Origin of the sequence: Paenibacillus sp. 2KB_20 (assembly GCF_052115765.1) — a bacterium.
Taxonomy (GTDB): Bacteria; Bacillota; Bacilli; order Paenibacillales; family Paenibacillaceae; genus Paenibacillus_AQ.
The window spans coordinates 216,363-228,049 of sequence record NZ_JBFRHH010000005.1 but is presented as its reverse complement, the minus strand read 5'-3'; the positions used below and the strand labels follow the sequence as shown (position 1 = coordinate 228,049).

Genomic DNA, 11,687 nt, shown 5'->3' with positions numbered 1-11,687 from the left:
TAACCATCAATATTTAGTTTGGCACCTCCGAGTGGGCGGATGGTGCTTTTTTTGATTCGCTTTTACAACTCTATTACAAAACAATAATAATATGATTGTAGAAGTAGGGGGAGGGGGGAATAATTGTGGCAGCGATTTTAATAGTTGAGGATGAAATATCAATCAATGAATTGATTAAACGAAATTTGCAGCTTGTGGGGCATCAGTGCACTTCGGTTTTGGATGGTGAAGCTGCGATTTCTGAAATACAATGCCATAACTATGATCTGATCATTTTGGATGTGATGCTGCCTGAATTTGACGGGTTTGAAGTGTTTAAAGAAGTACATGGCACTCCCACCATTTTCTTAACGGCACGTAACAGCTTATCGGATCGAATAACAGGCTTTTCCATGGGGGCTGACGATTATTTGACCAAGCCCTTTGAAATGTTGGAGCTATTGGCTCGTGTCGAAGCGGTGCTGCGGCGAACCCAAAAAAATAAAAAATGCTTTGAAGCGGGAGAGGTGAGGATTGATTTTGATGGCCGTCAGGTATTTTATAAGGGAGAGCTTGTGGAATGCACACCGAAAGAATATGAATTGCTGGAAGTGCTTGTAAACAACCGCAATATTGCATTGTCCAGGGAGCGGCTTCTGGAGCTCGTGTGGGGCCATGATTATGAAGGCGAAACCCGGACGATTGATGTTCATATCCAAAGGCTGAGGAAAAAATTAGGTTGGGAGCACATGATCAAAACCGTCTATAAGCTGGGTTACCGCTTGGAGGTAAGCCGATGAAATATAGAACCTTTTTAACGACGCTTGTGCTTTTTCTGTTCTCCTTCAATCTCGGGATATTTATCATTTCGGTCGCTTCATTCAAAGATACGGTTCATCGAGCAGAAGAAAGAAGTTTGGACGAACATTATTTTATTACGTCTGCGCTTATAAAGGATTTTCGTGCAGTGGAGAGCCGCGGAGTTCATATTGAGGGCTCATTGGCTTCTCTGCTCCAACCCTACAGTTATCTGTCCGGGGATCAGAAGGTTAAGCTGGCGCTTTACAAGGGCGAACAGCTAGCCTACTCCAATCGGCTGGAAATGGTATTGCCGAGCCGTTTTTTGGAGCCGCCGAAGGACGGAAATCGTTTGGTTGCGATGCAAAAAACAGGTGGCCATTCCTATGTCATTGTTTCGGGGAAGCTTCCTGCGCCATATGATTCCTATACCATGGTCTATCTTTATGATGCGACAGATGCCATCTCCGCATGGAAACATATGAAAAATGTGCTGTTTTTCGCAGGATTTATTCTTTCCTGTCTGCTTGCGCTTGGTCTTATGTTATTACTTAATCGAATATTCAAGCCACTGTCGCAGATTTCCCAAACCTCCCGTAATATCGCAGCGGGTGCATATGAAACCAGGCTTCCGGTATCCGGGCGTGATGAGCTGTCCGAAATGGCACAAAGCTTCAATCATATGGCGTATGAAATCCAGCGTCAAATGACGGAGCTTATCGACGCCGCGGACAAAAAGCAGCAGTTTATTGATAATTTTGCCCATGAACTCCGTACACCCTTGACTGCAATCTATGGATACGCCGAATATATGCAAAAGGCTGCCCTGACTGAGGACGAGAGGCTGTCCGCGATCAACTATATCATGTCGGAAAGCCGGCGTATGCAGACGATGTCCTATCAATTACTCGAATTGGCGAATCTTAAAAACGATGAGATTGGCTGGGAAGCACAGAAAGTAACTGGTCTCTTTCGATCTGTCCAACAGACACTGCATAGTAAAATTACGGAAAAAGATATACAAATCGAGTTTATTTGTGAAATAGATGCTGTGTGGGGAGACGCCTGCTTGCTGCAAAGCCTGTTTGTCAATCTGATTGACAATGCGATAAAGGCATGCAGCACGGGCGGACATATCGTAGTGCGTGCCGCCATAGAGGCCGGAAAGAAGACGGTTTATATCCAGGATAACGGAAAAGGGATGAGCGCTGAAATACTCCGGCATATTACAGAACCTTTTTATCGCGGAGAGAAATCACGAAACCGCAGGGACGGCGGCGCCGGATTAGGCTTGGCCATCTGTCAACAGATCGTCTTGCGTCACCGCGCGGAGCTTGCGTTTACGAGCCATCCCGGGGAAGGAACGACAGTCAAAGTAATTTTTACAACTTCATAATGACTTGGTGATGGTTCTATAATTTGGCTATTCTATACTGCTTATTGTGATCACAAACCAAAACGATGGAGGAGTGAATTCAGATGAAAACAAACAGATCGGAAAGAAAAAATTTAAAAAAAACCATATTAGCGGCTACAGCGGTTATTGGGGCCAGCACATTATTGTTCCAAGGATTCACACAGGCAGCGACGGCGACGGAATTCAAAAAAACAAATACGATCCCTACAAGTTATTCGAATTATGCAGCCGGATCATCCCAAGCGGTGCCAAACAGCTTGCCGAAAGGCTACCAAAAAGCGAATTACAAGATAGGAGCCATTGATCTTGAATATTACCGTAACCAGAAGCCGACCAGCAAGGACATGCCAAAAGAAGAGGCGGCGGAAATTGGCGCACGGGCCCTGTGGGAAGTATTCGGCCTGAACCTGGAGGGTCAGGTGATTGAAATGGGCTACGAGCAGCCAGCCGAAAGTCTCCCCCGTTCGAGATGGTACGCTGATGTGCTCGTGAACGGTAAGCGTAGTTATTCTTTCTCTGTGGATTCGGTAACAGGAGAATTATTTGACATTGTCCACGGTAGAACGCTAGATAAAAAGGTTTCAGTAGCTTTTGATCCGGCACTTGATAAAAACCCGCAGGAATATGTTGCGCTGGCGAAGAGACTGGCGGAGAAATATAACGTTGTTCACGGTCCAATCAAGTCGGTTGCATATAACGGCCAAGGCTACAGCGACAATGATCCGACGATTTCACTTGATATCAAAGGCGAAGATGGGGAAATAGCTTTGATGACTTTCTCACGATATGACAAGGCGCTGCTCGGTATCGGTTATAACGGGTCATATAAGCCATCACTGGAATTCAGTGAAAGGCTCATGAAGCGGGTGGAGGAAAAGGCCAAAGAACTTGAAAAGTCAGCTCCCCCAATCAATGAGAACGAAGGATCCTTTCTGAGGGTTTTGGATTTGGATTGAGATATGTTCTTAAAATGGTAAAGTGAAGTTTCAGCCTGTAAGCCGCCACGATGTTGGCGGTTTTTTTTTAGAGATAATTCTCTAACCATACTTCGCCATCATCTCTTTCAGAATCCCCTTAATGCGATTCACCAGCTCCTGCGGCTCCTTCACGGTGGCTTCATTTCCTAATCCGATAAAAAATTTAGCAAAATACAAAAGCTCGCTCGCAGGGACATTCTGATCGAGCCGTCCGCTTCCATCCGGCCGCATGTCAATGAGGGGAACAGGACACAATTCGGATTCACAGCGCTGAACGCCTTCCCGGCTCAGATCAACCACCATCCGGACATAAACCGATTTCTCTGCCCCGTATTCCCTCCAATTGCCCAGATGGATATGGCGGTGATCCCGCGGCTCGATTCCGGTTGTATCATAGGCCACGGACTTCATGCGGTCACAGCGGAACAGGCGAAAATCATCGCGCAGAAAACAATAAGCGGGACAATACCAGAAGCCGTTGCTTGCATAAATGCCCACGGGCTGGATACTTCGCTCGGCATAGCCTTCCCTGCTCTCGTATAACACCGTAACGACCCGCTGGTCGACGGCGGCATCCAGAAGAACGCCGAGAGATTCAACCTTCTGCTGCCTTGTATGCGTCAGAAAATCCACCCGGTTCTTCATCTGGTCAATCCGGTCGCGCACATCCCCGGGCATGTAATAATAAAATTTTTGAAGTGCGGTAGAGGACTCGGCTTCAAAGGGAAGAAATAGATAGTGACGCAGGGCGTGGCTGGCAAAAAACATCGCGACGGCTTCTTCCTCGCTAAAAGCGATTGGCGGAAGAATTCGTTCCTTCAGAACCTGATATCCGCCGTGCGGTCCTACCTCGGAATAGAGTGGAACGCCCAGCTCACTTAGCTCCTGCAGGTCCCGCAAGATCGTGCGAGAGGACACGCCGAATTGATCGGCCAATTCCCTTACCGTGAATTTCCGCATCCGGTTCACGGTCATCATCAGCTCCATGAGACGTTTGGATTTGGACATAAGATCAGCTCCGTATCGTTTGATGACTATGACAATAGTTGTCACCATTATACGCTATACTGGCTGTAGAACCCAGAGACCCCTTATATCTAAAAAATGGAGTGATGAAACGTGAGTCAATTGAATGAAATGAAGCAGTTGTTATTTGAGGAACTGGAGCTTATCGTTAGGACCAGTTCGAATCTGATCGGCAAAATTTCACCAGAACACTGGGATTACAGACCTGCCCACAATATGAGGTCGCTTCAGGAGCTGGTTTACCATCTCGTTTCGGTACCTGCTACCGATTTATTGATTCTGCATGAGAAGAGTGAAGCGGAGATCCGGGAGCTGGAGGCAAGCATTGCTGCAGACGGCGTAGACAAGGACAAGCTGATTTCCTGGATGACGAAGGGACTTGCGGATGTAAAGTCATACATGAATGGGTTGACGGATGAAGAATTTATGCAAAAGAAAACTAAACCCTTCTATTTGGAGCACGGTTCAACGCAAGCCAAGTGGCTGATTGAAATCGTCACGCATGCCCAGCATCATCGGGCGCAAATGTTCAATTACCTGAAAGCCCAGGGCTATGAAGTGAGCATGTTCGATTTATATTAAAGTTAAAGCACGGATATCCAGCGATAATTAAAGGAGAAGTAAAGATGCTGAATATGTTTTTAACATCTTCGTTTAAAGATGTTGCTGATCTTTTTAGAGAATTCGTTGCTGATGATCTGAAAGGCAGGAGTTTAACGTTTATTCCTACTGCGAGTATTCCAGAAGAAATCACCCACTATATTTATACAGCAAAAGAAGCATTCGAAAAGTTGGGAGTTGTCGTTGAAGAGCTTGATATTTCTGCAGCACCATTGCAGGAAATCAAAGAAAAGCTGGAACGAAATGATTTTATTTACGTATCTGGTGGAAATACGTTCTACTTGTTACAAGAGCTGCGGAAATCAGGGGCAGACAAGATCATAACAGAGCAAGTTCATTCGGGAAAATTGTATATTGGAGAATCAGCGGGATCTATAATAACATCTCCCGATATAGAGTATGTAAAATTCATGGATGATATAGGTAAAGCCACTACATTGAAATCGTTTGAGGGTTTAAACTTCATAAATGTTTATCCTGTTCCGCATTATAACAACGAACCTTTTAAAGACGCAGCTTCTGATTTAATGGCTCACTACAATTCTAAATTAAATCTCGTGCCTATTTCCAATACGCAAGTAATCCAAGTTGAAAAAGATAAAATAGTTGTTCGTTAAAATGATATTCGATTCGATGATTGATGGGATGGCAACTGCCATCCCTTTTTCTATCTTATACATAAATATAATTTCACTTGAAAGTGACGCAACGTCATCTTGTACAATGGTTTCAAAGTTGAAAAGGGGTGTTAGAAAGATATGAAACGATACGCAGCTGCAATTCTATGTGTCCTATGCGTGTTATTGCTCAGTGCATGCAATTCCACGGACGAAGAGGAGGCTCTTCAACGCGTAACGCTTGAGGAGGTTGAAGTGCTGGAGATTGACCATGGCAGCACGACCTTGTTCGTCGAGACAGCGAATGTGGAAGCATTGGAAGTTTCGCTGCTCAGAAACACCAAGTCCGCTGGGGCTGTTGTTGATCAGGATGGCAATCGGGTAAAGATTCGTTTAGATAACGACATCACGCGGATGTTGAATATCGGCAGGATGCCGCAGCTTAGCGTGAGAATTCCTGCGGACTATGAAGGGAAGGTCGTAATTGATGGTTCTTCCGGCAAAGTAACGGGAACTGGGTTGCAAAATCATAGCCTCGAGGTGAAGGGGAAAAGCGGGAATATCTCACTTGCGTTCACCCGTTTGAATAACGATGTGGAGGTATCGGCGACAAGTGGAAACGTGAACATCCAGCTGGATGAAGAAACGCCTGATGTGACATGGATGCTGCAATCTGGAAGCGGACATCGGTCCATTGCCGTTCTGCTCCAGGACAGGAAGGAGAGCAATCGGAAGACGGAAGGGCGATCCGGTCATGGCAAGCATGAGGTGAAGCTCAAAACCTCCTCGGGGAACATCTCGATAAAATAATCATGCAAGAACAGAGCTTAAGAAAAAAACAAGCATCCCCGTACTCGTCCTTTGCAAGAGTTCACAGCTTTTACGACTCTTGAAGCAGACCATAAGAGGATGCTTGGCATGTTAACCTATTCAAGTTTTTTATATAACAAAGAAGAATGATAGCACTTATTTATTCTTCAGCAGGTACAGAAGCCTTGGATGAAGCGGAGGATCTCATATATTGCGGCGGGTTTACGTCATCAATTAGCAAAATACCATCGTATTGATCACGGGCAATCAGACTTTCGGGGATCATGCCCCAGCTGTAGGCAAAACGCGGCTCGAACATCCAGGAGTTACCCGCCTCACGCTTCTGGTATCGCAAATCAACGAAGGTATACGGCGCACCTGCGGCCGACAGGATCGATTCAATGGAGCCTGGTTCTGCCGGCAGAACGTCATGCACATTGCCCATATTATCTGCGGTTTGTCCGCTGGCCGGATACAAGCCGAGTACGTAACTGTATTTTTTCATTTCGTCCGAGAGTTTTTCTCCCATTAGAGTAACCGGATATGGCGTACCCATGACCTCGGTTTGAGCCTTGCGGATGTGGTCGTTATGTCCCCAGACGATAAATTTCTCCGTTGGATAGACCTCGGTAGCCAGCCACATGAGATTATCGTGCATCGCCTGATCCCGCCATTCCATCGATTCCAGGAACGGTGCATAATCCCCGCTTTCCATGCCGAGGGTTGATTTAATGGAGAGCTCCACATACTCCCGGGCTACCCGAATCCGGTCGTTCAAACTTCTTTCAAGCAGCAAGGACAGCTTGGGGTTATCCGGATATAGCTGCTTCAAATGAGCCTCGTTTGCCTCCATCTTTAAGGATTTTATAGCATCCTTGTATACTTGGATCAGCTGACTTTTCTCTTTGCGATAAGCGGCAAGATCCGTACCAAGAGAGTAGTCTGACAATTTCTTCTCAGCTTCCGCAAGGCGCTTAGACATGGTCTGATCCTGCAGCCATTGCCCATCCAACAGTGGGTGCTGCAGCTGCATGTCAAAACCGGTCAGCACGAGCGGCTGCTTGCTCTTTTGTGCTGTTTTCATGTAGTCGAACAACGGCAAAACTTCCTTGGACCACCAGACACCGAAGATGGAATCCTTCATGGTCGACTCGGGACTCTGTTGTCCTGCTTTACCATATGCCAAAGAAGTATTGCTGAGTCCGCTTTCGAAGGCAAGCACGTTATAGCCCATTTCCTGATGCAGGAACTGGATTAAACGGGTCTTGGCCAGATTGAACTCGGCAACGCCGTGGGAGCTCTCGCCGAGGAACACAAAACGTTTATCTTGCAGCAAAGGTTTTAGCATTGCCAGATCCTTATATTGGTTTGGACCGCCCGCCGTGTCGGCGGGCTGAATCGTGTCCAATCGGTATACGTGGTCTTTAGCCCAGTCCTCCCACTCGGCAATCTTTTCGTCAGAGGTTCGGGCCGTTTTCACTTCTGTAACCTGACCTTGGATGGTATCCGGGGTGGAAGCGTAAATTTTTCCGGCAGGGATTAGGGATGTCCCCACAAGGGAAGCGGTGAGCAGAAACACGGTGAATGCTTTTCTAGCGTTATGTAGCGGCATGCAGGATCACTCCTTAGATGATTTGTTGTATGATTTTCTAATTGAATGGACGTATAGCAAAAAAAGATATTGTCATGATTACCTTGGGGAACACAGCATCACCTCCTTAACATAGACATAGTTACCGTGATTTTGCTGGAGAACTGCACTGCTGTATTAGCCTTAGTCCTCTTCCCAGAACAGATCATTAAGAGTACGAGATAGCGCTTTGCATATGGCAACGCACAGACTGAGGGACGGATTATATTTACCTAACTCGATCAGACCAATGGTTTGTCTGGAGACACCCACGATCTGGGCTAATTCTTCTTGCGATAGATCCTTCTCAACCCGGGCCATCTTCAGTTTGATGTTTTTCATACGGCAGTCACCCTGATATCCCTTTCTACGAGTCGAACGGATCGTTCTGCGACATTTTCTGGCTTACCTTGTTGGCACCATAGTGGATCACCAAATTCACTCCAACAAAGAGGGGGATATAGATGATCAGTGAGACGAAGAAAACGATAAAGAAGTATTTGATCTCGGTCGCACTGCTGTTATTGCCAAACAGAATCGCGCTGCGGATACCGAAAAAAAGAGCAAGTGCGATACCGATAACGAGTCCCCATATCGCTGTACGCTTACTGAATGAAACTTTGCTTCGCTGGTCATGGACCTCCACTTCATCCGAATAAATTCCCATCGCCACACTGCGGATGCCGAAATATATGCTTCCTCCCAGCATGATCAGCATTTCCAGCCATACAGATTCCGTTCGGGGCAGCGCAAAAGATTTAATAATGACGGAAATGCTGCAAATGATCATGATCAAGGTATACACCTCTTTATATAACTTGTTCTTCAGATTGACGATACGCTCATCCTCAACCGTGCTCTTCTTGAACCAATTCACACTCATCATTCCTTCCATTTTGGTTAACAATCGTTCCTGAGATTTCTTGATACATGGATTGTAATAGTATTTACGTCTTTTTGCAATATATATATGTCATTTTGATTTTAATATTAGTCAATTTGGGAAATAAAAGTATATTCATCCTCGGGTAAACATCATACCGCACAGGGCTGCCTTTTTCTTGATATATTTTGCTAAGCTGCACATTAGGTTTACAATACTTCTCAGCGTGTTACAATTGAAATTGGGCAGTTCTCTTGCACGAATTGATTGATACTAGGAGTGTGTTCGTTCTCATGATCCATTTCATTCGCTTACGATAATGTGAGGTACAGATTCAAGTAGGCTCGGCCCTTTTTTTGTGATTGTGGCTTGAGTTTATTTTTCTGTGCCTTTTTCATTGCGTATGATCGAATGAAAGGGTGATTTTGCTGTGTCCAGAAATGAAAGGTTATTAAAAAAAGCACAATGGCTATCGATGCATGAGAAGATGTTTAAATGCCCGATTTGCGGCAGTTCTATGAAGGTTCAACAGCTGGCAAACTTGGTGTGCGAGAAGCTCCATAGCTATGATATATCCAGACAGGGGTACGTCAATCTGCTATCCCATAGAGCCAAAACTAAATATGATAAGGCTTTGTTTGAGGCACGAAAAATGATTAACAGCAGCGGGTTATTTGGCCCGATGATTGAAGGAATTTCGAATCGTCTGATCCGGATGCAGAAACAGAAGCTGTCGGAATCTGGCAGGCCTCTGAGACTGCTCGATGCAGGATGCGGGGAAGGCTCCCATCTCTCGGCAATTGGACATAACCTACAGGAGCAGGGGCATGAGCCTAACGTTATTGGTGTGGGCATGGATATTGCCAAAGAGGGAGTCGTAATGGCTGCCAAGACATATTCGGACCCTATGTGGTGCGTGGCCGACCTGTCTCATTGCCCGTTTGTAGACGAACAATTTAATTACATTTTGAATATTCTGTCTCCTTCCAATTATTCAGAGTTCAGGAGACTGCTTACGAGTGACGGAATGTTGGTGAAGGTAATTCCGGGGAGCCTGTATTTGCAGGAGCTTCGAGCTCTGTTCTATACAGGTACAGGTAAAGAGACGTATTCCAATGACGGCACCATGGAACTGTTCAGCCGTCACTTTGAACGGATCGAGTTCGAAGAGCTTCGGTATCGCGTCGTTCTGGATTCCGAGCAGATGAAGCAATTGATTTATATGACGCCGTTATCCTGGAGCGTTTCGTCTGAGGTTATTGAACGGATGTCAGGTGGAGAGATGGAGATAACCGCCGACTTCACACTTCTGTATGGATGGAAATAATGGTAAGTATTTTTCCAATTTAGATTTCCGTCATATTTTACTAAAGTGTCCACAGTGGGAGATAATAGGAGTTATCTTTGACAATATGAAAAAAAGGTGGTTAACGATCACAATGACACTTCGAATGAATCCGTATCTCTTTATGGATGGGAACGCTAAGGAAGCTATTCAATTCTATGAGAAGGCTTTGGACGCCAAAGTCGTCATGGTTCAGACTTTCGGCGAGATGCCGGCTAACCCGGACTTTCCGCTGCCGGAGAGCGCGCGGGATCGGGTATCCCACGCAAACCTTATCGTCGGAGAGACGGTCTTGATGTTATCCGATACGTTTCCCGGGCAACCGGTCCAATCCAGCAATCAGGTCCAGATCTGCATCATGACCGATGCAGCCGAGCGTGCAAAGCAGGTATATGAAGCACTGCGGGAGGGTGGCAAGGTGGTTATGCCGCTGCAGGAAACCTTCTGGAGCCCGGCCTACGGGATCGTTGAGGACAAATATGGCGTAAATTGGAATATCTCAACCGAAGTTGAAGCGTAGAAGTAGATTTTATACCTAATAAAAAGGGCACTGACGATTTGCCGTCAGGGCCCTTTTTCAATTATAGCAAATCCAGTTTCCTAAATTACGCCCGCGTTCCATCCCACCACTTATAGTAGATATGGACATGCCCGGCAGGGCTTGCCACGAGCGGATCGATAACGAGTGTCTTGCCGCTTACCTTCAGCTCGATCACCTTCTTGTTCTTCTCGGCGGAATCCACCTTTGCGAGGAAGGAGGAATCGACTTGGAAGCCATACAGCTGGAGGAGCTCGATCAACATGCTGCGCTGCGTTTTATCGGTGGCATTGGAAAGCGCGATTCCGCTGAACTGCATAATCTGCGGCTCGAATTGAACGGACACGGCATAATCCGTTTCGCCAGTTTGCTTCGTGCTGGTCATCACAATTTTGTTCGACCCGTCGTCATAGATGCGGTATCCGCTGTAGTTCGAGAATACCTTCTGACGAATCACGAGATACATCTCGTCCCGATACACATCCCAAGGCGTTGGTAGCTTAGGAAGCATCGCCTCCGCACTTGGTACGGTAGGACGATCGTACAGGTTCGACATTCCGCGATCGGTCAGGTTTTTGATCAGCTGAAGCACTTCGGCGCGCGTGATGGTGCCGCTTCCTACATACCCTTCAATCGTATTTTCGCCCTTAATCCGGCCCTGCGCGTACTTTTTGCCCAGAACATATTGAACCGCATGATTTCCATCGTAGTTCACGCCATCGGCGCTGGATATCAGCTCGGCCACATGGGCCCGCGTTATGTATATACAGGATAGTTCTTGAAGTGCAGAAAATGATAATATTTATCCGACCATAGCTCGGTCAAATAGTTCTCCTGCAGGTCTTTGCCTGTGATGCCGACAACCAGCATGCGGATGAATTCGGCCTCGGTCACATTCTGATTGGGCATGAACATTCCGTTGGCATAGCTGTTGACAATCCCTTTGTCGACGCCCCATTCGATGGTCGTTTTTGCCCAGTGGTTATCGATACTTAGCGACTACAGGACTAAGGAAGTGCATAAATCCTCCACTTTGAAATATGGAA

The 11,687-nt window shown here is 46.3% G+C and carries 14 protein-coding genes; 8 read left to right on the top strand and 6 right to left on the bottom strand.

All coding sequences use genetic code 11. The features are described 5' to 3' along the window. Nucleotides 1-125 precede the first annotated feature (125 nt). The 3 genes from AB4124_RS15630 to AB4124_RS15620 all read left to right on the top strand — a co-directional run bounded on the left by AB4124_RS15630 (nt 126) and on the right by AB4124_RS15620 (nt 3,150). On the top strand, nt 126-779 hold the full coding sequence (locus AB4124_RS15630) for a response regulator transcription factor (RefSeq protein WP_441973416.1): 654 nt from the start codon (nt 126-128) through the stop codon (nt 777-779). Beyond that, complete coding sequence (locus AB4124_RS15625; protein ID WP_441973415.1) at nt 776-2,173, top strand: HAMP domain-containing sensor histidine kinase; 1,398 nt, start codon at nt 776-778, stop codon at nt 2,171-2,173. The genes AB4124_RS15630 and AB4124_RS15625 overlap by 4 nt, the downstream gene beginning before the upstream one ends. A gap of 83 nt (nt 2,174-2,256) precedes the next feature. Beyond that, on the top strand, nt 2,257-3,150 hold the full coding sequence (locus AB4124_RS15620; RefSeq protein WP_441973414.1) for a hypothetical protein: 894 nt from the start codon (nt 2,257-2,259) through the stop codon (nt 3,148-3,150). An 81-nt stretch (nt 3,151-3,231) separates the two neighbouring features. On the opposite strand, the gene AB4124_RS15615 is transcribed toward AB4124_RS15620, so the two are convergent. Beyond that, nucleotides 3,232-4,179 carry a helix-turn-helix transcriptional regulator gene (locus AB4124_RS15615; protein WP_430111648.1) on the bottom strand — a complete coding sequence of 316 codons (948 nt, stop codon included), beginning with the start codon at nt 4,177-4,179 and terminating at the stop codon, nt 3,232-3,234. 111 nt (nt 4,180-4,290) lie between these two features. Between AB4124_RS15615 and AB4124_RS15610 the strand changes: the two genes are divergently transcribed. The 3 genes from AB4124_RS15610 (at nt 4,291) to AB4124_RS15600 (ending at nt 6,245) form a co-directional block, all read left to right on the top strand. Then, the gene (locus AB4124_RS15610; protein WP_430111646.1) at nt 4,291-4,779 is read left to right on the top strand and encodes a DinB family protein; all 489 of its coding nucleotides are present in this window, start codon (nt 4,291-4,293) and stop codon (nt 4,777-4,779) included. Nucleotides 4,780-4,823: 44 nt separating this feature from the next. Continuing rightward, nucleotides 4,824-5,435, top strand: coding sequence for a peptidase E (locus AB4124_RS15605; RefSeq protein ID WP_339271044.1), 612 nt, complete (start codon nt 4,824-4,826; stop codon nt 5,433-5,435). Nucleotides 5,436-5,576: 141 nt separating this feature from the next. Further along, the gene (locus AB4124_RS15600) at nt 5,577-6,245 is read left to right on the top strand and encodes a DUF4097 family beta strand repeat-containing protein (protein WP_430111644.1); all 669 of its coding nucleotides are present in this window, start codon (nt 5,577-5,579) and stop codon (nt 6,243-6,245) included. A 160-nt stretch (nt 6,246-6,405) separates the two neighbouring features. On the opposite strand, the gene AB4124_RS15595 is transcribed toward AB4124_RS15600, so the two are convergent. From AB4124_RS15595 to AB4124_RS15585, 3 genes are all read right to left on the bottom strand, one after another. After that, nucleotides 6,406-7,857, bottom strand: a complete 1,452-nt coding sequence (locus tag AB4124_RS15595) for an erythromycin esterase family protein (RefSeq protein ID WP_441973413.1) — start codon at nt 7,855-7,857, stop codon at nt 6,406-6,408. A gap of 162 nt (nt 7,858-8,019) precedes the next feature. Further along, complete coding sequence (locus AB4124_RS15590) at nt 8,020-8,217, bottom strand: helix-turn-helix transcriptional regulator (RefSeq protein ID WP_009594955.1); 198 nt, start codon at nt 8,215-8,217, stop codon at nt 8,020-8,022. 25 nt (nt 8,218-8,242) lie between these two features. Continuing rightward, the gene (locus tag AB4124_RS15585; protein ID WP_076323159.1) at nt 8,243-8,758 is read right to left on the bottom strand and encodes a DUF6773 family protein; all 516 of its coding nucleotides are present in this window, start codon (nt 8,756-8,758) and stop codon (nt 8,243-8,245) included. A 430-nt stretch (nt 8,759-9,188) separates the two neighbouring features. On the opposite strand from AB4124_RS15585, the gene AB4124_RS15580 reads away from it, so the two are divergent. Then, the gene (locus AB4124_RS15580) at nt 9,189-10,085 is read left to right on the top strand and encodes a putative RNA methyltransferase (RefSeq protein ID WP_441973412.1); all 897 of its coding nucleotides are present in this window, start codon (nt 9,189-9,191) and stop codon (nt 10,083-10,085) included. Between the two features lie 112 nt (nt 10,086-10,197). After that, nucleotides 10,198-10,623, top strand: a complete 426-nt coding sequence (locus tag AB4124_RS15575; RefSeq protein ID WP_076322870.1) for a VOC family protein — start codon at nt 10,198-10,200, stop codon at nt 10,621-10,623. Nucleotides 10,624-10,708: 85 nt separating this feature from the next. Here the strand turns inward: AB4124_RS15575 and AB4124_RS15570 are convergent, their stop codons facing one another. Beyond that, a complete protein-coding gene (locus tag AB4124_RS15570) occupies nt 10,709-11,386 on the bottom strand; it encodes a hypothetical protein (RefSeq protein ID WP_441973411.1) in 678 nt (225 codons plus the stop codon). Between the two features lie 11 nt (nt 11,387-11,397). Continuing rightward, the gene (locus AB4124_RS15565) at nt 11,398-11,550 is read right to left on the bottom strand and encodes a hypothetical protein (RefSeq protein WP_441973410.1); all 153 of its coding nucleotides are present in this window, start codon (nt 11,548-11,550) and stop codon (nt 11,398-11,400) included. Between the last annotated feature and the right edge of the window lie 137 nt (nt 11,551-11,687).